At 62.6% G+C, this 24,065-nt stretch carries 15 protein-coding genes and 1 pseudogene; 15 read left to right on the forward strand and 1 reads right to left on the reverse strand.

The features are described 5' to 3' along the window. The 8 genes and pseudogenes from CO670_RS05640 to CO670_RS33330 form a co-directional block, all read left to right on the forward strand. Positions 1-2,050: DUF4082 domain-containing protein (locus CO670_RS05640; protein WP_141502232.1), on the forward strand; the 2,050-nt coding region annotated here is incomplete at its 5' end. Positions 2,051-2,128: 78 nt separating this feature from the next. After that, positions 2,129-3,325, forward strand: a complete 1,197-nt coding sequence (locus CO670_RS05645) for a GTP-binding protein (RefSeq protein ID WP_097589356.1) — start codon at positions 2,129-2,131, stop codon at positions 3,323-3,325. Between the two features lie 228 nt (positions 3,326-3,553). Then, positions 3,554-8,875 (forward strand): DUF4082 domain-containing protein, encoded by a 5,322-nt coding sequence (locus tag CO670_RS05650; protein WP_097589357.1) that lies wholly within the window; start codon positions 3,554-3,556, stop codon positions 8,873-8,875. 52 nt (positions 8,876-8,927) lie between these two features. Then, positions 8,928-10,157 carry a GTP-binding protein gene (locus tag CO670_RS05655; protein WP_097589358.1) on the forward strand — a complete coding sequence of 410 codons (1,230 nt, stop codon included), beginning with the start codon at positions 8,928-8,930 and terminating at the stop codon, positions 10,155-10,157. Between the two features lie 71 nt (positions 10,158-10,228). Continuing rightward, positions 10,229-10,534 carry a hypothetical protein gene (locus CO670_RS05660; protein ID WP_097589359.1) on the forward strand — a complete coding sequence of 102 codons (306 nt, stop codon included), beginning with the start codon at positions 10,229-10,231 and terminating at the stop codon, positions 10,532-10,534. 99 nt (positions 10,535-10,633) lie between these two features. After that, positions 10,634-12,778: a peptidase domain-containing ABC transporter gene (locus CO670_RS05665; RefSeq protein ID WP_097589360.1), complete on the forward strand. Its 2,145-nt coding sequence runs from the start codon at positions 10,634-10,636 to the stop codon at positions 12,776-12,778. Continuing rightward, the gene (locus tag CO670_RS05670; protein WP_097589361.1) at positions 12,775-14,217 is read left to right on the forward strand and encodes an HlyD family type I secretion periplasmic adaptor subunit; all 1,443 of its coding nucleotides are present in this window, start codon (positions 12,775-12,777) and stop codon (positions 14,215-14,217) included. The genes CO670_RS05665 and CO670_RS05670 overlap by 4 nt, the downstream gene beginning before the upstream one ends. Before the next feature lie 170 nt (positions 14,218-14,387). Beyond that, positions 14,388-14,524 (forward strand): annotated as a pseudogene (locus tag CO670_RS33330) (antitoxin); the annotation flags it as partial. A 373-nt stretch (positions 14,525-14,897) separates the two neighbouring features. Here CO670_RS33330 and CO670_RS05680 read toward each other — a convergent pair. Continuing rightward, positions 14,898-15,791 (reverse strand): LysR substrate-binding domain-containing protein, encoded by an 894-nt coding sequence (locus tag CO670_RS05680; RefSeq protein WP_097589362.1) that lies wholly within the window; start codon positions 15,789-15,791, stop codon positions 14,898-14,900. 394 nt (positions 15,792-16,185) lie between these two features. Between CO670_RS05680 and CO670_RS05685 the strand changes: the two genes are divergently transcribed. From CO670_RS05685 to CO670_RS05715, 7 genes are all read left to right on the forward strand, one after another. Then, positions 16,186-17,235, forward strand: coding sequence for an ABC transporter substrate-binding protein (locus CO670_RS05685; protein ID WP_097589363.1), 1,050 nt, complete (start codon positions 16,186-16,188; stop codon positions 17,233-17,235). 92 nt (positions 17,236-17,327) lie between these two features. Beyond that, entirely contained in the window at positions 17,328-18,401 is a 1,074-nt protein-coding gene (locus tag CO670_RS05690) for an ABC transporter ATP-binding protein (protein ID WP_097589364.1), read from the forward strand. Beyond that, complete coding sequence (locus CO670_RS05695; RefSeq protein ID WP_097589365.1) at positions 18,398-19,567, forward strand: ABC transporter permease; 1,170 nt, start codon at positions 18,398-18,400, stop codon at positions 19,565-19,567. Before CO670_RS05690 ends, CO670_RS05695 begins: the two co-directional genes overlap by 4 nt. Position 19,568: 1 nt before the next feature. Beyond that, positions 19,569-20,354 (forward strand): ABC transporter permease, encoded by a 786-nt coding sequence (locus CO670_RS05700; protein WP_097589366.1) that lies wholly within the window; start codon positions 19,569-19,571, stop codon positions 20,352-20,354. 97 nt (positions 20,355-20,451) lie between these two features. After that, complete coding sequence (locus CO670_RS05705) at positions 20,452-21,732, forward strand: 4-aminobutyrate--2-oxoglutarate transaminase (protein WP_097589367.1); 1,281 nt, start codon at positions 20,452-20,454, stop codon at positions 21,730-21,732. Between the two features lie 57 nt (positions 21,733-21,789). Continuing rightward, positions 21,790-23,271 (forward strand): NAD-dependent succinate-semialdehyde dehydrogenase, encoded by a 1,482-nt coding sequence (locus CO670_RS05710; protein WP_097589368.1) that lies wholly within the window; start codon positions 21,790-21,792, stop codon positions 23,269-23,271. A 218-nt stretch (positions 23,272-23,489) separates the two neighbouring features. Next, a complete protein-coding gene (locus CO670_RS05715) occupies positions 23,490-23,882 on the forward strand; it encodes a nuclear transport factor 2 family protein (RefSeq protein ID WP_097589369.1) in 393 nt (130 codons plus the stop codon). The last annotated feature ends 183 nt before the right edge of the window (positions 23,883-24,065 follow it).

A 24,065-nucleotide genomic window follows, 5' to 3' on the forward strand; every position in this document is an offset into this window, starting at 1 on the left:
TTATGTGGCGACCAACAATTTTTATACGGCCGCGGTCACCAGCGGTCCATTGACGGCTCAGTCAAGTGCTGCTGCCGGCGGCAACGGTGTCTATGCCTATGGCGGAACCGCTACCACGGGCATTTTCCCGAATGCCACCTTCAACGCTGCCAATTACTTTGCCGATGTGGTCTTCCGACCATCAGCGCCGAACACGATACCGACGGCGGTTGCCGATGCCGGTGATGCGACGGAAAAGGGCGGTGTGGCCAACGGTTCGGGTGGCGTGGTCGCCAGCGGCAATGTCTTGACCAACGATACCGATCCGGATGCCGGCGATACCAAGACGGTGACGGCAATCCGCTTCGGGGCGACGTCGGGCACGCTCGGCGCAGCCCTCAGCGGCGCCTATGGCAGTCTGGTGCTCAACGCATCGGGCGCCTATAGCTATGCCGTCAACGAGGCCAACAGCGCCGTGCAGGGACTGCGCCTGTCGACCAATACGCTGACCGAGGTCTTCAACTATACGATGCGCGACACGTCGGGCGCCACCGCCACGGCAAACATCACCATCACCATCCATGGCGCCAATGATGCGCCGGTTCTCGCCGTCCAGACGGCTGGCCAGAACGCCACCGTGGGCTCGGCCTTCTCCTTCGTGGTGCCGTCCACGACCTTCACCGATGTCGACAGCAGCGACTCGCTGGCCTATGCGGCCACGGCCGCCGATGGCACGGCGCTGCCTTCCTGGCTTACCTTCAACGCTTCGACGCGCACCTTCAGCGGCACGCCGACGGCAACCGGCACCTATGGTGTCAGGGTGACGGCGACCGACCTCGGCGGCCTTTCGGCCAATGAGACCTTCAATATCGCCGTGTCGACATCAGGCAACACGACGCCGACGGCGGTTGCCGATGCCGGGGATGCGACGGAGAAGGGCGGCGTGGCCAACGGCTCGGGCGGCGTCGTCGCCAGCGGCAATGTCCTGACCAACGATACCGATCCGGATGCCGGCGACACCAAGACGGTGACGGCGGTCAGCTTCGGGGCGACGGCGGGCACGCTCGGCTCAGCCCTCAGCGGCGCCTATGGCAGTCTCGTGCTCAACGCATCGGGCGCCTATAGCTACGCCGTCAACGACGCCAACAGCGCCGTGCAGGGACTGCGCCAGTCGACCAACACGCTGAGCGATGTCTTCAACTATACGATGCGCGACGCTGCCGGCGCCATCGCCACGGCAAACATCACCATCACCATCCATGGCGCCAATGACGCGCCGGTGCTTGCCGTCCAGACGGCTGGCCAGAACGCCACCGTCGGCTCGGCCTTCTCCTTCGTGGTGCCGACGACGACCTTCACCGATGTCGACAGCAGCGACACGCTGGCCTATGCGGCCACAGCCGCCGATGGCACGGCGCTGCCTTCCTGGCTCAGCTTCAACGCCTCGACGCGCACCTTCAGCGGCACGCCGACGGCAGCCGGCACCTACGGCGTCAGGGTGACGGCAACCGATCTCGGCGGCCTCGCCGCCAACGAGACCTTCAATATCACGGCGACGGTGGCGCCCACGACCTACAGCCTGTTCAGTGCCTCCAGCACGCCGGCCCAGACGAACCTCAATGACGGCCAGCAGCTCGAACTCGGCGTCAAGTTCCAGTCGAACGTCGCCGGTGACGTCACCGCCATCAGGTTCTACCGCAGCGCCAACGACAACGGGCAAAACGTCGTCGATCTGTGGACCTCCACCGGCACCAGGCTCGCCACCGCCACCTTCACCAACACCACGGCGAGCGGCTGGCAGACGGTGAACTTTACAACACCCGTCACCATCACAGCCAACACCACCTATGTCGCCTCCTACCACACAACAGGCGCCTATGTGGCGACCGACGGTTTCTTCACGAATGGTGTCTCCAACGGTCCGCTGTCGGCTCTGTCGAGCGCTGCTGCCGGCGGCAACGGCGTCTATGCCTATGGCGGAACCGCCACGACGGGCCTCTTCCCGACCAGCACCTACGACTCGGCAAACTATTATGCCGATGTGGTCTTCCGACCGCAGCTTGTCGCGTGATGCCTCGGATGAGATCAGGAATGGCTTGGGAATGAGGTTGATGCGCGGCAAATGTTCGCCACGGCCACGAGGATGCGAATGAACGGGACGACGAACAGCAGGGGCCGGCTCCCGGTGACAGTCTTCGCCGGCTTTCTCGGCGCCGGCAAGACGACGCTTCTCAGCCATGTGCTGACCAATCGCCGGGGCCTGCGGGTTGCCGTCATCGTCAACGATATGAGCGAAGTGAACATAGACGCCAGTCTCATCCGAGACGGCGGCTGCAACCTGTCGCATACGACGGAGACGCTGGTTGAACTCAGCAATGGCTGCATATGCTGCACCCTGCGCGACGATCTCCTGACGGAAGTTCGGCGACTGGCCGAGGCGGGGCGTTACGACTATCTGCTGATAGAAGGGACCGGCATCGCCGAGCCGCGCCCTGTCGCTGCCACCTTTTCCTTTCGCGACGAGAATGGTGTTTCGCTCTCCGATTTTGCGAAGCTGGACACGATGGTGACCGTCGTCGACGCCGCAAGCCTCTTGGCCGATTACAGCAGCGCCGACCTGCTTCGCGACCGCGGCCTGCAGCGGGACGGCGAGGACCGGCGGACACTCATCGACCTCTTGGTGGACCAGATCGAGTTTGCCGACGTTGTCGTGATCAACAAGATCTCGGACGCGACCGAGGAGATCCGCGCGGAAGTCCGCAAGACGGTGGCCGCACTCAACCCGGATGCGCGCCAGGTGGAGACGGACTTCGGCAAGGTCTCTCTTGCAAGCATCCTCGATACGGGCCTCTTCGATGAAGCAAAAGCTGCGGCCCACCCGTTGTGGCACAAGGAACTCTACAGCCCGGGCGACCATGTTCCGGAGACGGAGGAGTACGGGGTAACGAGCTTCGTCTATCGCACGAGGCGTCCCTTCGACCCGACGCGGTTCCGAGCATTCCTGGACGAGCCCTGGCCGGGGGTAATCCGCGCCAAGGGTCATTTCTGGCTTGCCACGCGGCCGCGTCATGTCGGTCTGATGTCGGCTGCCGGGACGCAACGGCGCTGCGAGCCCATGGGGCTTTGGTGGGCGGCCGTTCCCCGGCAAGACTGGCCGAGCCATCAGCAGTTTCGGGAGCAGATCGAGCGCCGCTGGCACAGCGCTTGGGGCGATCGACGGCAGGAGCTCGTGTTCATCGGTGTTGATATGGACGAGACAAGCGTCCGGACCGCGCTGGACGACTGCCTCGCCAGCTCGGATCCGCGGGACTGGTCGGCTCTCAAAGATCCGTTTCCGGCCTGGTAGCACGGAGCGGCGCAGGACAAAGCGGCGGCTGCCGCCTCGGCCGGCCGGAACGGTGAGTAGGCCGAACCGGAACTCCCTTTCACTGGCGTCAGCCGCTTATGCACTGGCCGCAGGAGGCCTTGGGGCTTGTCGGGCGGGGGTATGCGATGAGGTCATCATATCGGCGTATAGGGCACCACCCACATACCCCTGATTGCTGTCGTACGCTCCCTTTCGAAAGCTGGCAGGATGAAGTCTTCCAATACTGGTCGACGGGAAACGGGGACGCCGCTCTTGCTAAGATTTCATGTGAGGAATCGAGAATATTTAAGTGCTTCCGGCGGCACGCCTTGCATCAGTCACGTAACGTCAACCTGGACTGCACTGCTTGGAACTCCGATCGTGGTGTCTTCGAGCACCCAGGCTTTTTCCGGCTTTGCCAACGCGGGCAGCGCTACCGTCCAATCCTCCTTCACCGATACGGTCACCTCGTCACTGATGTCATCGGGCACCATGCAATCGTCCGCCGCATCGCCGACGGCGCCTGCGGGCGACGGCGGAGCGCAAGACAGCTCGATCAAGACGGCATCGGTTGCGACGGTGTTGGAGACACCTTCCTCGACAGAGCAAGACACCGTGCTTGCCCCCGATCCATCGCAGGAGGCTGCGACACTGCCTGCCGCTCCGGCGCTTACGGGAGTCACCAGCAATGCCGAGACGGATAGCGCGAAAACGGCGGCGCCGGTCGGCTCCTCCAGCAGCCTCGGCACAACTTCGCTGCGTCTTCAGGTTTCGACGCTCTCCCTCGCGGAGGAAACGAACCAGGACGTTTCGGCTGAAACGACCGCGGCTCCCTCAGCGCTGGCGGCACCGGCGGCGGTGGCTTCGGCTGCAGCTGTGGTAACGCCCAACAAGATCGCGCTCGAAAACCTGAAGCAGGGCAATCCGATCAGCGAGTGGGGTCTGGAGGGTGACGGCAACGGCACCATCCAGGGTTTCGCCACCGAAATCAGCACCAATATCGGCCAGACGGTCGATTTCAAGATCGCCACCGATTCCACCCATTATCGCATCGATATCTACCGCATGGGCTATTATGGCGGTATGGGCGCGCGCAAGGTCGACTCGATCGAGAAATCGCTGACCACGGCGCAGATCCAGCCGCACCCGATCGTCGACATGTCGCTCGGCCTCATCGATTGCGGCAACTGGTCGGTATCGGCGAGCTGGCAGATCCCCGCCGATGCCGTCTCGGGCGTCTATTTCGCCAAGCTGGTGCGCGAGGATGGCACGGAGGATGCGAGTATCATCCCCTTCGTCGTGCGCGACGATGCCTCGACCAGTGATATCGTCTTCCAGACATCCGACACCACCTGGCAGGCCTATAATGCCTGGGGCGGCGCCAGCCTTTATTACGGCGAAGTCCCTGTCGATCCGGCCGATATGATCGGCTACCTGCCGCCGAACTGCAGCTGCGGGCTGACCGCGATCGGCCGTGCGTCTGCCGTCAGCTACAACCGGCCGATCATCACCAATACCAGCCCGATCGGCGGCTCGCATGATTACATCTTCGGCGTCGAATCCTCCGCTATCTCGTGGCTGGAGCAGAACGGCTACGACGTTTCCTATATTTCCGGCGTCGATGCGACGCGCAACGGCGCGCTGCTGCTCAATCACGATGCCTATCTCTCTGTCGGCCATGACGAATACTGGTCTGCCGAACAGCGCGAAAATGTCGAGGCTGCTCGCGATGCCGGCGTCAACCTCGCCTTCTGGAGCGGCAACGAATGCTACTGGAAGGTCCGCTGGGAAAGCAGCATCGACGGCAGCGGCCAGGCCTATCGCACCATGGTCTGTTACAAGGAGACCTGGGGAACGAGCACCGATCCGAGCAATGTCGGCACCGGCACCTGGCGCGACCCGCGCTATGCCGATCCAGGGCAGGAGCCGGAAAATTCGCTGACCGGCACGATGTTCCAGGTGGACAGCTACCGTCAGGATACGATCTCCATTCCCTACGACTATTCGAACCTGCGCTTCTGGCGCAATACCGAAGTTTCGGAGCTGCAGGAGGGCGATACCTATAATCTGGTGCAGAACCTGCTCGGCTATGAGTGGGATTCCGATGTCGAGAACGGCTTCCGGCCTGACGGGCTCGTCAACCTGTCGCTCTCGTCGATCTCGGTGGATACATATCTGCGCGATTACGGCACGACGGTAGGTTCGGCGATCGCCACCCACAGCCTCACCATGTACCGGGCGGAAAGCGGCGCGCTGGTCTTCGGCGCCGGCACCGTCTTCTGGTCCTGGGGCCTGAGCGACAACCACCAGGGTCCGACGACATCGACCGATCGCAACGTGCAGCAGGCGATGGTCAACATGTTCGCCGACATGGGCATCCAGCCGACGACGCTCGATGCAAGCCTGATCCTCGCGACCCAATCGACCGACACGCTGAAGCCCACCTCGTCGATCAGCTCGTCGATATCAGGCGCAAGCTTCCTCGAAGGCCAGCATGTGACGATCACCGGCACGGCGCAGGACTTCGGCGGCGGCATCATTGCCGGCGTCGAGGTCTCCACCGATGGCGGCCAGCACTGGTTCAAGGCCACCGGCCGCGAAAGCTGGAGCTACAACTGGGTCGTCCAGGCAAGCGGCACCTATACGATCCTGTCGCGCGCCGTCGACGACAGCGTCAATCTGGAGGCACCATCGGCCGGCAAGCAGGTCACGGTCACCCTGCCGGGCACACAGGGCCTGTGGACGCTGGCGGAAAAGCCTGCTGTGGAAACGGCGATCGATCGCGATCCGGTCGAGCTCGGCCTGCGCTTCCAGGCAACGACGGCAGGCTCCGTGCAGGGCATCCGCTTCTACAAGGGCTTCTACAATACCGGCGACCACGTCGTCAGCCTCTGGTCCGCCAACGGAACGCTGCTCGCAACCGGCGTGTCGGTGGGTGAATCGCTCTCCGGCTGGCAGACGGTGATGTTCTCCTCGCCGATCCAGATCGCCGCCGGCACGACCTATGTGGCCTCCTATCACAGCAACGGATTCTTCTCCGTCACCGAGAACTATTTCAGCGAGCCCTATGCCAGCGGTGCGCTGAAGGCTGTCGATGGCGGCGGCGTCTTTGCCTATAGCGGCACCAGCACATTCCCCGGTCAGAATCCCGGCGGCTCCAACTATTGGGTGGATGTGGTCTTCGATGCCGGCCCGAACAGCCAGCCGGTGGCGACCGACGACAGCGGGCTGACCATCGGCCACAACGGAACGCTTGTCATCTCGATTGCCGCGCTCGTGGCAAATGATGTCGATGCCAATGGCGATGCGCTGACCATCACCGCCGTCGGCAATGCCGTTAACGGCACGGTCGCTCTCAATAAGCAGACGGGAACCGTCACCTTCACGCCGACCAACGATTATTCGGGCCCGGCAAGCTTCAGCTATACGCTGTCGGATGGACGCGGCGGGACGGATCAGGGCAATGTCAGCCTGACCGTTCAGGCTGGCCCGGCCGGCGAGACGCTGTTTACATCAAGCGAGGGACCGGCCGGCGGCAGCTTCAACGACAATACGGCGATGGAACTCGGCATGAAGTTCGTCGCGTCCGCAAACGGCACGATCTCGGGCATCCGCTATTACAAGGCTGCCGGCGATACCAGCGTGCATACCGGCTCCCTTTGGAGAGCGGACGGCACGCTCGTTGCCACGGTGACCTTCACCAACGAGTCGCTCTCCGGCTGGCAGACCGCGACCTTCTCCACGCCGCTGCAGATCACGGCGGGTGCGACCTATGTCGCCTCCTACCACACGACCGGCAGCTATGTGGCGACGGCAGGCTATTTCAACACGGCCCATACAAACGGCTCGCTGACGGCGCTGGCAGGTAGCAACGGCGTCTATGCGGTCGGATCGGGCTCGAACTTCCCGACCCAGAGCTACCAGTCGTCGAATTACTGGGTCGATGTCGTCTTCAACCAGTCGACGGGCAACACGGTGCCTGTCGCCGCCAATGACAACGGCTACACGACCTATGCCAACACGGCCCTGTCGATTGCTGCAGCAAGCCTGCTTGCCAACGACAGTGATGGCGATGGCGACCCGCTGAGCATTACCGGCGCCAACGGCGCGGTCAACGGAACGGTGACCTTCAACAGCCAGACCAACACGGTGACCTTCACGCCGAACTCAGGCTATACGGGTGTCGCAAGCTTCTCCTATGCGATCTCGGACGGGCATGGCGGCACGGCTTCGGCCACCGTCAGCCTCACGGTCAATTCGCAGCCCGGCGGCGGCACGACCTCGAGCCTGTTTACCGGTGCCGACACGTCGGGAGTTGGCGCCGCCAATGACGCCAACTCGGTCGAACTCGGCGTCAAGTTTATCGCTTCCGCCAATGGCCAGATCACCGGGCTCACCTACTACAAGAGCGCCCAGGATACCGGCACGCATGTCGGCTCGCTCTGGACCGCGGGCGGCCAGCTCCTCGGCCAGGCAAGCTTCGTCAACGAGACGGCAAGCGGCTGGCAGACGGTTTCCTTCACGCAGCCGATCAATGTCACGGCCGGCGTCACCTATGTGGCGAGCTACCATTCGAACGGGTTCTATTCGGCAACGGCGAACTATTTCACGACGGACCATACGAGCGGCGCGCTGACGGCGCCGGCAAGTTCGGTCAGCGGCGGCAACGGCGTCTATGCCTATGGCACGGGCAGCCTGTTCCCGACCGCCTCCTACAATGCCAGCAACTACTGGGTGGACGTACTCTATCAGCAAGGCGCGCAGAATGCGGTTCCGGTCGCCGCCAATGACAGCGGCTACTCGACCAATACGGGCACGCCGATCACCATCCAAGCCTCGGCGCTGCTTTCAAACGACAGCGATGCCGATGGCGATCCGCTGGCGATTACCGGCGTCAGCGGCGCGGTCAACGGCTCGGTCGCCTGGAACGCGCAGGCCCAGACGGTGACCTTCACGCCGACGGCAGGCTATTCGGGACCGGCGAGCTTCAGCTATGCGATCTCGGACGGCAAGGGCGGCACCGCCTCGGCCCAGGTTGCCCTCACCATCAACAACCCGGCTGCAGGCCCGGAGCAGAACCTGTTTGCCGCCAATGCGACGCCCTCGGTCGTCTCGGTCAACGACAACCAGCAGGTCAATCTCGGTATGAAATTCCAGGCCGATACGGCAGGCTGGATCACCGGCTTCCGCTTCTACAAGGGTGCCGACAATACAGGCCCGCACAACGGCTATCTCTGGACCGCCTCGGGCACGCTTCTCGGCAGCGTCGCCTTCAACAACGAAACGGCAAGCGGCTGGCAGACCGCGACACTCACCCAGCAGATCGCCATCCAGGCGGATACGACCTACGTCGTTTCCTACAGCACCAACGGCTATTATTCGGCGACCGGCAATTATTTTGCCAGCGACGTGACGAATGGGGACCTGAAGGCGCCTGGCGGCAATAACGGCGTCTATGCCTATGGATCGGGCGGGCTGTTCCCGACCGCCAGTTATAACAGCACGAATTACTACGTGGACGTGGCATTCAAACCGCAGCTCGCGGCGTAGCGCCCACGCGGATGCAAGACCAAGCATGCGGTGAAGCGTGAGAGTATCGACGATGCGTACAGATATCAGATTGCCGGTTACGGTCCTCGCCGGGTTTCTCGGCGCAGGAAAGACGACTGTCCTCAATCATGTCCTGAGCAATCGGGAAGGTCGCCGGGTTGCTGTCATCGTCAACGATATGAGCGAGGTCAACATCGATGCGGATCTCGTGCGCGAGGGAGGGGCAGACCTCTTGCGCACGGACGAGACGCTGGTGGAACTCACCAATGGATGCATCTGCTGCACGCTGCGCGAAGATCTGCTGAGCGAAGTGCGGCGGCTGGCGGCCGCCGGCCGTTTCGACTATCTGCTGATCGAGGGCACGGGCATTGCCGAACCGCTGCCTGTTGCCGCCACCTTCTCCTTCCGCGACGAAAGCGGGGCGGCCCTTTGCGACGTGGCAAGGCTCGACACGATGGTCTGCGTCGTCGATGCGGTCAATCTGCTTGCCGATTATCAGAGCGCCGAGTTTCTTGCCGATCGCGGCGAACGGCGTGACGGGGACGATGAGCGAAAGCTCGTGGAACTGCTCGTCGAGCAGATCGAATTTTCCGATGTCGTCATCATCAACAAGGCAGGGGATGTGTCCTGCGCCGATCTTGCCGAGGTTCGCCGGGTCGTCGCCGCACTCAATCCGGATGCCCAGGTCATCGAGGCGGTCTTCGGCCAGGTGCCGCTCGATGCGATCCTCGATACCGGCCTCTTCAGCGAGGCGAAGGCCGCCCGCCATCCACTCTGGCACAAGGAGCTCTTCGGGTGGGGCGACCATGTGCCGGAGACCGAGGAATATGGCATTTCAAGCTTCGTCTATCGCAGCCGGCGGCCCTTCGAGCCGCTGAGGCTCAAGGATTTCCTCGACAGGAAATGGGCGGGCCTCATCCGCGCAAAGGGTCATTTCTGGCTGGCGACGAGGCCCGATGAGATCGGCCTGCTGTCGATCGCCGGCACCCAATGCCGCATCGAAACCAGGGGATATTGGTGGGCCTCCGTGCCGAAGGTGCAATGGCCGCGCTTTCCGCAATTCCGCCAGCTCATCGACCGGCATTGGGACGATGTCTGGGGCGACCGCCGTCAGGAGCTGGTCTTCATCGGCTCGGGCTTCGACAAGGCGGCGATCCGGGCCGCGCTCGACGATTGCCTGACCGGGGAGGAAACAGGCTTCGATCCGCAGACCGCCGTCGGCCTTCGCGATCCGTTTCCGGCATGGCGGCACGATATGCACGCATCGGACCGAAAAGCGTGAAGCGGTTTTCGGACAATCCGATGCGCAGACTCGAAGGTGAACAGGTTTCACATCAACCAGAGGAGAGGACAATGAGCAGCGAACTTTATGCAGATGGCATCGGTGAGATCACCATCACGGGAACGATCGTGCGCATCGACCTGATGTCGCTCTCGGCCACCGACCGCGATGCCAACAACAATCCGACGCCGGTCTTCCGCCAGCGCATCATCATGCCGGTCGACGCCTTCGCCAATGCGGTCGATCTCATGCAGAAGGCGCTCGGCGGGTTGGTCGAGGCGGGTGCGGTTCGCCGCATCGGCGACATGTCGGCGGCGGCTGCCGACATCCAATCGACGCAGGGCGGTGCGTCGAACGCCTCGCCGAACTTCAACTGATGAACAGAGGTGTGGAACGCTGCGCGTCGATCCGGGCGCGCAGAAGACACCCTCAACTTTTAAATCCAAGTCTCGGTCTTGTAGCGTTTCGGGTGGGCCATGAGTGGTTTTCTGCATACCAACCTGCACTGTCTTGCGCTCGTTGCGCGTCATCACGGCGTCGATCTTTCGCCTGAGCGACTGCAACACGATTATGCCGTCGGCAACGATCCGGTGGCCGTGCGGCAGATGCTTCGGATGGCCAAGGATGCCGGCCTCAGGGCAAGGCACCTGACCCTCGACTGGCGAAGCCTGTTCCAGCTCGGCGAGGCCTTCCCGGCGCTTGCCGAACTTTCGAACGGCAACTGGGTGGTCATCGCCGGCGCCGTCGGCGAGGGCGAGGATGAGAGGATCCGCGTTCTCGACCCGCTTGCCACGCGCCAGGAAGTCATGCTGCTGAGCGAGGAGCAATTCGCCAAGGCCTGGCTCGGATCGGTGGTCCTGCTGAAGCGCAACTATCGCATGTCCGATGAGGACCGGCCCTTCGGCTTCCGCTGGTTCATCCCCGAGATCATCAAGCAGCGCAGCTTCTTCCGCGATGTGGCGCTTGCAGCCTTCGTTCTCTATGGCCTCGGCCTGACGACACCGATGTTCTTCCAGCTCGTCATCGACAAGGTGCTCGTGCATCAGAGCTATGCGACACTGACGGTTCTGACGGTCGGTATCGCCGTGGCACTCGTCTTCGACGCGACCTTCAGCTTCCTGCGCCGCTATCTGCTGCTCTACGCCACCAACAGGATCGACATCCGGGTGGCGACCCGCACCTTCGGTCATCTGCTCAACCTGCCGATCGCGCTCTTCGAGCAGGCTTCGGCCGGCGTTCTCGTCAAGCATATGCAGCAGACGGGGCGCATCCGCGAATTCCTGACCGGCCGGCTGTTTCTGACGCTTCTCGACGGCGTCTCGCTCTTCGTCTTCGTGCCGATCCTGCTTCTCTACAGCGTCAAGCTGACGCTCGTGGTGCTCGGATTCGCCGCACTCGTCGGGCTTGTCGTGATGATGCTCGTCGGGCCGTTCCAGCGCCGCCTGCAGGCGCTATACCAGGCCGAAGGCGACCGGCAGGCCCTGCTTGTCGAAACCGTGCACGGCATGCGCACCGTCAAATCGCTGGCGCTGGAGCCGCGCCAGCGCAAGGTGTGGGACGATTATTCGGCCCAATCCATCTCCGTGCGCTTCCGCGTCGAGAAGATCTCGACCATCGCCCAGTCGCTGACCGGGCTTCTCGAAAAACTGATGAGCGTCGCCATCATCGGGCTCGGCGCGCTCGACGTTTTCTCGGGCGCCATGACGATCGGCGCGCTTGTTGCCTTCAACATGCTCGCCGGCCGCGTTTCGGGACCGCTGGTGCAGATCGTCACCATGGTGCACGAATATCAGGAAGTGGCGCTCTCCGTGCGCATGCTCGGCGAGATCATGAACCAGCGGCCGGAGCAGGCCGGGCGCGGGCGCGGTGTGCGGCCGCATCTGCATGGCCGCATCGAATTCGACAAGGTCACCTTCCGCTATGCGCCCGATGCGACGCCGGCGCTCGACAATGTCTCCTTCGCCATTCCGGCAGGCTCGGTCTTCGGCGTGGTCGGCAAGAGCGGCTCGGGCAAGACGACGATCACGCGGCTGATCCAGGGGCTCTACCAGAGCCAGGAGGGGCTGGTGCGGATGGATGGCTATGACAGCCGCGAAATCGACCTCGTGCATTTGAGAACCAGCATCGGGGTCGTGCTGCAGGATAATTTCCTGTTTCGCGGCACGGTGCGCGACAATATCGCCGCCGCAAAACCCGATGCCAGCATCGAGGAAATCATGGAGGTCGCCCGCGTCGCCGGTGCGGAGGAATTCATCGAGCGGCTGCCGCGCGGCTTCGACACGATGCTGGAAGAAAATGCCGCCAATCTCTCCGGCGGCCAGAAGCAGCGGTTGGCAATCGCCCGCGCGCTGATCACCGATCCGAAGCTTCTGATCTTCGACGAAGCGACGAGCGCGCTCGACCCCGACAGCGAGGCGATCATCCGCGAGAATCTGAGCAGGATCGCCGCCGGGCGCACCGTCGTCATCGTCTCGCACCGGCTTTCGACGCTCGTCGACGCCGATGCCATTCTCGTCGTCGAGCGGGGCAAGGTCGCCGATATCGGCCGGCACGACCAGTTGGTGTCGCGCTGCATGACCTACCGCCACCTGTGGTCCCAGCAGATGAGGCAGGTCGCATGAACGCGCACAGCAGAAAACCCAGCGAGAACCTGCCGGTCCCTTCAGGCAAAGGCCCTTCAGACAAGGCGCCCTCAGGCAAGGGAAGGGAACTGACCGCCCGCCCGCCGCTGCCGCCGGCAATTGCGGAATTCCAATCCGATGCCGTCGAGCTCGAGGAACGCGCGCCGCCCAGAGTCGCGCGCATGACGCTCTACTGCGTCACCGCGCTGCTTGCCGCGGTCATCACCTGGGCCTCCGTCTCCTCCATCGACGAGGTGGTGATCGCGCCCGGCAAGCTCGTCACCACCCAGCCGACCATCGTCGTCCAGCCGCTCGAAACCTCGATCATCCGCACGATCGAGGTGAAGGCCGGCGAAGTCGTGCATGCCGGGCAGACGCTGGCAACCCTCGACGCCACTTTCAGCCAGGCCGATGTCGATCAGCAGCAGGCGAAGTTCTCCGCGCTCGACGCCCAGGTGCGGCGCATCGAGGCCGAGCTTGCCGGCGACGACTACACGAAGATGGCGGGAAATACGCCCGACGAGATGCTGCAGGCACAGCTCTTCGGCCAGCGACGGGCCTTCTACATGGCGCAGCTGCAGAATTTCGAGCAGCAGATAGCCGGCCAATCGGCCGCTCTTGCGGCTAGCAAGAACCAGGAGGCGGTGCTCAACGACCGGCACAACACGCTCTCGCAGATCGAAGGCGCGCGCACCCGGCTCTACGACCGACAGAGCGGTTCGCTGATCACCATGCTCGGCTCGCGCGACGCCCGCCTCGACGTCGAAGCCGACCTGACCGCCGTGCGCGGCAAGGCCGACGAGGCGGCGCATGCCTATGCCAAGCTGAAGGCCGACCGGCAGGCCTTCATCGAGGATTTCCGCCGCGCCGCAATGGAGCAGCTGGTGGAACTGCGCGGCCAGCGCGATATGGCTGACGAAGAGCTGAAGAAGATGGAGCTGCGCCGCAACATGGTGTCGCTGACAGCACCTGCCGACGCCGTCGTGCTGGATCTCGCCCAGCGCTCTATCGGCTCCGTCGTGCGCGAAGCCGAACCGATCGTCACGCTGGTGCCGATCAACGTGCCGCTCGAAGCCGAAGTTTCGATCAACACCCGTGACATCGGCCGCGTGGCTGTCGGCAAGGAAGCCCGCATCAAGCTCGACGCCTATCCCTTCCAGAAATACGGCACCGCCTCGGGCGAGGTGAGAACCATCAGCCAGGACACGTTCCTCACCGGCCAACAGGAGCAGACGGAGACCCCGAGCCAGCCGGCCGCCCCCTTCTTCAAGGCACGGATCCTGCTTGCCGATACCCGGCTGAATGCCGCAGATATGCCGGTGCGACTGCTTCCCGGCATGACCGTGTCCACGGAAATCAAGGTCGGCAAACGAACGGTGATCTCCTATTTCCTGTATCCGCTGCTGCGCGGTCTCGATAACGCAATTCGCGAACCGTAGGACGCGGCAGAGCAGTTCACCCGATGAGATCCCGATGCGCGTCGAGGCAGATATGTCGCGTCCCACAGCGGCGGTCCGGCCCGCCCGTATTTTGCAGAAACAGGACACTTTAACGTTGCTGGCCTCCATTGAAACAGAATGTACCCTTCGCCCAACAACATCAAAACCTAATGGCGCTCGCCGGTTTGCAGCGCAAGACTATCAACCAGTATGCCCTTGAGGCCTTTTTCCAGGTGACGCAGATGGAGAACGAGCCTGCGAGGAGTTGAAGACGTTGATGAACACGCGCAGCAATCACGGGCTCGCCGAGGAGATGGCCGAGGATCGTGCTTAACGGTCTACATTCTTACCGCGGAGGCGGAATCCGATCTAAGTGCGGGAATCCGCCACACACGTACGCAATAAGATGCCGCCTAGTTACGCCGCTATGTCTCAGCGGTGGAGCAGGGTATTGCAAACCTGGCCGAGGGCAGGTCCTTTTAAGGATATGAGCGCGCGCTTCATCCAGCGTTACGAATGGTGCGCGGTGTCAATAGATCATTATTGTCGCGTGGTTAAGCCAGTTCAGATCCTATCAGCTGCAAGATTTCATCTCACCTCGATCATCGAAAGTGGCTGCCAACGCTCCTTCACGTGTGCAACTCTCGCTTTTGTACCAATGGATAGCGGTGCGGCGTGCCTTATTCCGCTGCGCTTCCACCGGGCGAATGGCCGCCTGCCGTCGCGGTTATCGCCTGCTGTATCCACGCTCGGAAGCGCGCCTGGGTCACCTCGTTCCAGCGCTCGCGTGCTGCGACGAAATAATAGCCGCCGAGGCAGACGTCGGTTTCGAGCAGTTCGACGAGCCGGCCTGCGCGTAGGTCGTCTGCCGCGATCAGACGTGTGGCCAACGCGACTCCCTGGCCTGTTACGGCTGCGTCCACCGTAAGATTGGCTGACCACAATCGCGGTCCGTTCAAGACAACCTCATGTTCGAAACCAGCCTTGCGGAACCACTGTCGCCATTGATCGCGGCTTTCCTCGTGAATGAGTGGCTGACGAACCAAGTCGTCAAGGGTACGGATGGGCGTATTTCTGCTGATCCAATCGGGGCTCGCGACCGGGAACATCCGAGGCCTTTCCAAGAGGATCCAGCGGACATTTCCTCTTGGTTCCTCCGAATAGCGGATGTCGACATCGGCCTCATAGCGGCTGAAATCCGGCTCGAGGTCGGTGGCGCGCATGACGAAGTCGATGCCGGGCAGGGCGAGCTGAAGCTGGTTGAAGCGCGGCGTCAGCCAGCGCGTTGCGAGGCCGGGGACGCACCAGACACGCAAGACGGTGCGGCTGATGGCGGGCCGCAGTTCAGCGGTCGATTTGGCGATGAGGTCGAAGGCCGTACCTACAGTCTCGGCGAAAATCCTGCCTTCCACCGTCAGCCTGATGCCGCGCGGGCCGGCATCGACAAGCCGCGTGCCCAGCCAGGCTTCTAGATTTCGGACATGCCGGGATATTACCGTATGGCTGAGGTTGAGGTCGTCGGCGGCCTTGCGCATCGAGCCCAATCGACTGACCGCTTCGAAGGCGCGGACCATGGACAAGGGCGGCAAACGCCCACGCGGCGGATCGCCATCCAGCTCGGTTGCTTCTGATTTCCCTCTGCGCAAGCGTATCCCCCACTGAAATGGGCTGTGATCGAACCAAAGTCAGACTGCTGTGCACAGCCCGTTATGCCACAGAACGCGAACGGCCTGTGTAATGAAGAGTGGCGCACCGTGGTGCATATAATGCACCACTCATTCCTCGAATGGAATTCCGGATTTTTCGATCACAAGCAGGTGGATTCCGGGCAGGGCCGGTTTGAAGACCGGCGGCGGCTGGTCTGGAGTGGTGCATCTATGCTCCCACAGCGGCCAAGAAAAAGCGCCTTCTCGCCTGCCGGGACATAGGACAGCATTGCCGCATCACTAAACAAACAGGGGAAGAAGAATGAACCTCAACAAAACCTCGACGATTGCAGCCTTGGGCCTGTTGTCGCTGACGCTTGCGGCCACGCCGGGCATGGCCAGGGATCTCACCGTGGCGTCCTGGGGCGGGAATTTTCAGGATGCCCAGCGGGAGATCTACTTCAAGCCCTTCTCCCAACAGGCCGGCAAGCCGCTCCTGGATGAAGGATGGGATGGCGGCATCGGTGTTCTCCAGGCGAAGGTCAAGGCAGGCAGCCCTTCCTGGGATGTCGTGGAGGTCGAAGCGGATGAACTGGCGCTCGGCTGCGCCGACGGGCTTTTCGAAAAGGTGGACTGGAACAAGCTTGGCGGCAAGGATGCATTCCTGCCTTCCGCCGTCAGTGATTGCGGCGTCGGCGCCATCGTCTGGTCGACCGCGATCGCCTATGACAGCGCGAAGATTGCCGATGGTCCCCAGTCCTGGGCCGATTTTTGGAACGTGACGAAATTTCCCGGCAAGCGCGCCCTTCGCAAGGGGCCGAAATACACGCTCGAATTCGCGTTGATGGCCGATGGCGTTCCGGCCGACGAGGTTTACGACGTCCTGGCGACGCCGGAGGGCGTCGATCGTGCCTTCGCTAAACTCGATGCCCTCAAGCCGAACCTCGTCTGGTGGACATCGGGCGCTCAGCCGCTGCAACTGCTTGCTTCCGGCGAAGTCGCCATGACCAGCGCCTATAACGGCCGCATCACCGGCATCAACCGCTCCGAAGGCAGGGCGTTCAAGGTCGTCTGGCCCGGCAGCATCTACGCGGTGGATAGCTGGGTTGTGCTGAAGGGTGCTGAAAACAAGGACGCGGCCTTTGACTTCGTGGCCTTCGCCAGCAAGCCGGAAAACCAGGCGAAACTGCCGCAATATATCGCCTATGGCCTCACGAACAAGGCAGCGGACAAGGACCTGCCGCCGGAACAGCTCGCGGACCTGCCGACCGCGGCCGCCAATATTGAGGGAGCGCTCAGCCTCGATACGGACTTCTGGATCGACAATTCGGAAGCCCTGACGAAGAGGTTCGATGCGTGGCTGGCTCAGTAGCAACGCTATCTTCTCCCCACGGATTGCTCCAAGGAGCCATTCGTGGGGTTCCCGCATTCCTTGAGAACCGACGACCCGAACGGAGGGCCATCGTGGCTACGCCGCGCATACGCTTTGACAGAATCTCCAAATCCTTTGGCACATTTCAGGTCGTCAAGGACCTGTCGCTCGATATTGACAAGGGCGAATTCGTCAGCCTGCTGGGACCCTCGGGCTCGGGCAAGACGACTTTGCTGATGATGCTTGCGGGATTTGAAAATCCGACCAGCGGCGGCATCTTTCTCGATGATCGCCGTATCGACCACCTGCCGCCGCACCGGCGCGAAATGGGCGTCGTCTTCCAGAACTACGCCCTCTTTCCCCACATGTCGATCGCCGACAACATCGCCTTTCCGCTGAAGATGCGCGGCATCGGACGCAGCGAGATCGAGGAGCGGGTGATGCGCGCGCTCGACATGGTGCAACTGTCGGCAATGAGCGGCCGAAAGCCGGCCCAGCTTTCCGGCGGTCAGCAGCAGCGTGTGGCGCTTGCCCGCGCGCTGGTATTCGAGCCCACCGTGGTGCTGATGGACGAACCGCTCGGGGCGCTCGACAAACACCTGCGCGAACAGATGCAGCTCGACATCCGCGACCTTCACAAACGCCTGGAACTGACCGTGGTGTTCGTAACCCACGATCAGTCCGAGGCGCTGACCATGTCGGACCGGATTGCAGTCTTCAACCATGGCAAAATCGAGCAGATCGGCTCGCCGCGTGAGATCTACGACTGCCCGCGAACGCGCGTCGTCGCCGAATTCATAGGGGAAACCAACCTTATCGAAGGAACTGTCAAGGCAACGGATCCGGCCGGGACGGCAGTCGAAATCGCCAACGGGCAGCATGTGGTCGTATCAGGCGGCCGCCCCCTCTCTGTCGGAAGCCGTGTCCATATTTCTGTCCGCCCCGAGCGGATTTCTCTTGCCGCACATGGGCAAGACTTGCCAGCCAATGCCCTGCCGACAAAGATACTCGACAGCGTATACCAGGGCGATCACCTCAGGGTGCAGCTCGACGAGGATGCCTTCCGCTTCGTGGTTCGAACCGACCGGCGATCGGCGGAGTGGCCGCCGGGATCCGACGTGGTGGCGCATTTCTCGCCGGACGACTGCTGGGTGATTGCCGCATGAGCGCTTTCCGTCAACGTCTCGGCACCTTTGCCCTCGTGCTTCCGCTCGCCTTGTTTCTGAGCGTCTTCTTTATCTGGCCGCTCCTGACCGTGCTGGGCCAAGCAGTGTCGGATCCGGTCGTCAGCCAGAACCTGCCGCGCACGACAGCTGCTGTTTCCAGCTGGGACCGTATCTCCGCGCCTTCGGACACCATGCAGGCCGCGCTTGTCGACGATCTGAAACTGATCGAGGACGACCAGAGCCTCGGCGAGGTGGTGAGACGGTTGAACAGTGCCCAGCCGGGCTTCCGCACGCTGATGAGGAAGACCGTAACGGCCGTGAGAGACGGCACGCAGCCGCTCGTCCTTGGAGAGGTTGATCCGCGATGGAACGACACAGCGTTCTGGCGGGCCATTGCCGACGCCATCAGCCCTTATACAGATCGCAATCTTCTTGCCGCCGTCGATCTTCAACATGATGCCGCAGGGGCGATCGTGGCGATGCCGGCCGAGGAGTCGGCCAATCAGGCTATACTTCTGAGAACCTTCGCCGTGGCTGCCGTCGTGACCTTGGCGACCGGCCTCATCGGCCTGCCATACGCGATGCTGGCCGCCGCCTCGAACGGCTGGCGACGCCAGCTTCTCCTGGCCGCGGTGCTGCTGCCGCTGTGGACGTCGCTTCTGGTGCGCACCGCGGCCTGGTATATTCTTCTTCAGGATAAGGGCCTCATCAACTCGGTGCTGATGTCGCTCGGTCTCGTCAGCGGCCCGTTGCCGCTGCTCTTCAACAGGACAGGTGTCATCATCGCCATGACGCACGTGTTGCTGCCTTTCATGGTTCTGCCGATCTACAGCGTTCTCATCGCCATCCCGCGAAATCTCATGCCGGCGGCCGCTTCCCTCGGCGCGAGACCCATCAGTGCCTTCCTGCATGTCCTGCTGCCTTTGACGCTGCGCGGCATCGCTTCCGGCGGCCTGCTCGTTTTCATGGCGGCGCTCGGCTATTACATCACGCCCGCGCTCATCGGCGGACCGAAAGACCAAATGATCAGTTCGGTCATTGCCTTCTACGCCACCGGCTCCGCCAATTGGGGCATGGCAGGGGCGCTCGGCATCGTGCTGCTCGCCGTCACGATCGTGCTTTACGGCATCTATGGGCGGCTTTCCATGAAGACGACGGGGGCATGAGATGATGGCGCGCTTATTCAAATTCGCGTTCGGCGCGGCAGCGGTCGTTTTTCTGCTGGCTCCGCTTTTGGCGATCCTTCCAATCGCATTTACGTCAAGCAGCTTCCTGGCCTATCCCATTCCGGCCTTCTCGACCCGCTGGTTTGCGGAGCTTGCAAATACCGAGGCCTGGCGGCGATCCATCGTCAACAGCTTGCTGATCGGCACGGGAACCACGCTGATGTCGACGGTGCTCGGCATGCTTGCGGCGCTCGCATTGCGCAGGCGCATCGTCTTCGGTTCGGCATTGCGAACAATCTTCCTCCTGCCCATGGTCGTTCCGGCGGTCGTACTCGGCGTCGGCCTCCAGATCCTGTTTGCCCGGCTCGGGTTTGCGAACACCTTTGCAGCCGTCATCATGGCGCACACTGTCGTCGCCGTGCCCTTCGTGCTGGTCAGTATCAGCGCATCGCTCGAAGGCATCGATTATCGGGTCGAGCGCGCGGCGGCGAGCCTGGGCGCTTCGCCCTGGCGGGTTTTCTGGAAAGTAACGCTGCCCCTTGCCGTGCCGGGGGTGCTCTCGGGCGCGGTGCTTGCCTTCGCGACATCGCTGGACGAAGTGGTGCTGACCCTTTTCGTTGCCGGACCGAACCAATTGACGCTCGCGCGTCAGATGTTCTCCTCTATCCGCGAAAACATCAGCCCTGCAATCGTCGCTGCCGCCTTCCTGTTCATTGTCGGAACGGTGTTTCTCGGCGGCCTGCTCGCCATTGTGCACAAGCGCGCCCGCGCAGTGGTCGCGGGCTGAGATATCGAGCACCTCTGGCGACAATCGCGCACCGCAGATGGCAGATGAAGCACCTAAAGCAAAACATACGTAACAAAATCAACATCAGGAGGGTATCGTGAGCGCTACTTCGCTAACCGATCGTAAGAATACAGCCATCTCCCGTGGGGTTGGCATGACAACGCAGATCTACGCGGACCGTGCCGAGAATGCCGAGATCTGGGACAAGGACGGCCGCCGCTACATCGATTTCGCCGCCGGCATCGCCGTGCTCAACACCGGCCACCGACATCCCAAGGTTATTGCGGCCGTCAAGGAGCAGCTCGACCACTTCACCCATACCTGCCACCAGGTGGTGCCTTATGAGAGCTATGTGCACCTTGCCGAACGGCTGAACGCGCTGGTGCCGGGTGACTTCGAGAAGAAGACGATCTTTGTCACGACGGGCGCCGAAGCGGTCGAAAATGCCGTCAAGATCGCCCGTGCGGCAACGGGCCGCTCGGCGGTCATCGCCTTTACCGGCGGCTTCCACGGCCGCACCTTCATGGGCATGGCGCTGACCGGCAAGGTCGTGCCCTACAAGGTCGGCTTCGGCGCCATGCCGGGCGACGTGTTTCATATTCCCTTCCCGGTCGAGCTGCATGGCGTTACCGCCGATCAGTCGCTTGCGGCGCTGAAGAAGCTCTTCGCCGCCGATGTCGATCCGCAGCGGGTCGCGGCGATCATCATCGAGCCGGTGCAGGGCGAAGGCGGCTTCTATCCGGCGTCGACGAGCTTCATGAAGATGCTGCGCGAAGTTTGCGACCAGCACGGCATCCTGCTGATCGCCGACGAGGTGCAGACCGGTTTTGCCCGCACCGGCAGGATGTTCGCGATGGATCACCACGAGGTGGCAGCCGACCTGACGACGATGGCAAAGAGCCTTGCCGGCGGTTTTCCGCTCGCCGCCGTCACCGGCCGCGCCGAAATCATGGACGCGCCGGGACCGGGTGGGCTCGGCGGCACCTATGGCGGCAACCCGATCGGCATCGCTGCCGCGCATGCCGTCCTCGACGTCATCGCGGAGGAAGATCTCTGCCGCCGCGCCGATCAGCTCGGCAGCCGGCTGAAGCAGCGGCTGGAATCGCTGCGCGATGCGGTGCCCGAGATTGCCGATATCCGCGGGCCGGGTTTCATGAACGCCATCGAATTCAACGACCGGACGACCGGATTGCCGAGCGCCGAATTCGCCAACCGGCTGCGGCTGATCGCGCTCGACAAGGGCCTGATCCTGCTGACCTGCGGCGTCCACGGCAACGTCATCCGCTTCCTCGCGCCGATCACCATTCAGGACGAGGTTCTCGGCGAGGCGCTCGACATTCTCGAGGCCTCGATGCTGGAAGCGCGTGCGGCCACGTGACCGAACCGAATTTCAACGGCTGTCGGTGACCGGCAGCCGCTCTCAAGGAGATATGACATGGCTTTCACCACCGCGCTGACCAGGCACGTTCCCTTCTCTTCGCCGTTCCTGCGCGCCGCCGGCTATATCAACGGCGTCTGGACATCGGGCGATGCCGCCAGGAGCTTCGACGTGCTCAATCCGGCAACGGGCGAGCTGCTTGCCTCGCTGCCCGACATGGGCGCAGCCGAGACGCGGGCGGCGATCGATGCGGCCTATGCCGCCCAGCCGGCCTGGGCCGCTCGCCCGGCCAAGGAACGCAGCGCCATTTTGCGCAAATGGTTCGACCTGATGGTCGCCAATGCCGACGCGCTCGCCGCGATCCTCACCGCCGAAATGGGCAAGCCGTTCCCCGAAGCACGCGGCGAGATCCTTTATGCCGCGTCCTATGTCGAATGGTATGCGGAAGAGGCCAAGCGCATCTACGGTGAGACGATTCCCGCGCCTTCCAACGACAAGCGCATGATCGTCATCAAGCAGCCGGTCGGCGTCGTCGGCACGATCACGCCGTGGAATTTTCCGGCGGCGATGATCGCCCGCAAGATCGCTCCGGCACTGGCCGTCGGCTGTACGGTCGTCTCGAAGCCCTCCGAACAGACGCCGCTGACGGCGATCGCGCTGGCCGTGCTCGCCGAACAGGCCGGCATCCCGGCCGGCGTCTTCAATCTCATCGTCGGCATGGACGGCCCGACGATCGGCCGTGAGCTCTGCGGCAATGAAAAGGTGCGCAAGATCAGCTTCACCGGCTCGACCGAGGTCGGCCGCATCCTGATGCGGCAGTGCGCCGATCAGATCAAGAAGGTGAGCCTGGAGCTCGGCGGCAACGCGCCCTTCATCGTCTTCGACGATGCCGATCTCGATGCTGCCGTCGAAGGTGCAATCGCCTCCAAATACCGCAATGCCGGCCAGACCTGCGTTTGCGCCAACCGCCTCTACATCCAGGCGGGCGTCTATGACGCCTTCGCGGCCAAGCTTGCCGCCAGGGTCGCCGAGATGCCGGTCGGCGACGGTTTCAAGGCGGGTGTCGAGATCGGGCCGCTGATCGACGAGCAGGGCCTTGCCAAGGTGGAAGACCATGTCAGCGACGCGCTCGCCAAGGGCGCGAAAGTGCTGACCGGCGGCAAGCGCATCGAGGGCGCCGGCACCTTCTTCACCCCGACGGTGCTGACCGGCGTCGCGCGCGGCATGAAAGTGGCGCGCGAGGAAACCTTCGGGCCGGTGGCGCCGCTCTTCCGCTTCGAGACGGCCGAAGATGTCATCGCCGAGGCCAACGACACCGAATTCGGGCTTGCCGCCTATTTTTATGCCGGCGATCTCAAAAAGGTCTGGCGGGTGGCCGAAGCGCTGGAATACGGCATGATCGGCATCAATACCGGCCTGATGTCGTCCGAGACGGCGCCCTTCGGCGGCATCAAGCAATCCGGCCTCGGCCGCGAGGGCTCGCGCCACGGCGCCGATGACTATCTCGAGATGAAATATCTCTGCATCGGCGGCGTCTGAATAAGGCGGGATTATCGGACGCGTTACGGCGGGCCGGCTGGCAAGGCGATGTATATCAAGACCTGTCGTTCGGCGCTCGGCCGAGGTGGCGGCCTCAATCTTGTCTGCGACCTGCCACTGAGCGGTGACTCGAGGTTGCCACTGAATGGGAGATAAAACGCCTGCACGGGTCCAGACAAAAAGGGCAACATGCAGCGGCATCACGAGGGGAAGAAGCCATGTCCAACGCCAATGATCATGCTGCCATTTCGGCCTGTATCACGACGTATCTCGACGGCTTGTACGAAGGGGACGCTGATAAGATCGCATCGGTCTTCCAGCCGACCGCTGCCTTGACGTACGAAGAGCTTGGTGCCGTCCGCATCATTCCGCGTGACGAATGGTTGCGGGCTGTCCGTGATCGTCCGTCTCCGCTTGCGCAGCGGTTGCCGCGTCATGATCGAGTGCTGCAAATAGACCAGTCGGCACCGGGAACGGCATTCGTCAAACTGAAATGCGCCGTGCCGCCGCGCTACTTCACAGACTACCTCTCGATGCTGAAGATCGATGGGCAATGGCAGATTGTTCAGAAGGTTTATGCGATCGAGGTTCGGGAGAGCCAAGATGGGTGAGACCTTGACGCTGTCGGTCGGCGATCGTGAAAACACTGGAACAGGATGATTTTAGGCCCGGTTGGCCTAAAATTTGAATCCTGTTCTAAATTAAAGAGTTAGAGCATGATGTCGTCCGAAAACCGCCTACACTTTTCGGCATCATGCTCTAGGCGCCGTACTGCTGCGCAGACCCACCACCGA

This window comes from Rhizobium sp. J15 (genome assembly GCF_002531825.1).
GTDB lineage: Bacteria > Pseudomonadota > Alphaproteobacteria > Rhizobiales > Rhizobiaceae > Rhizobium.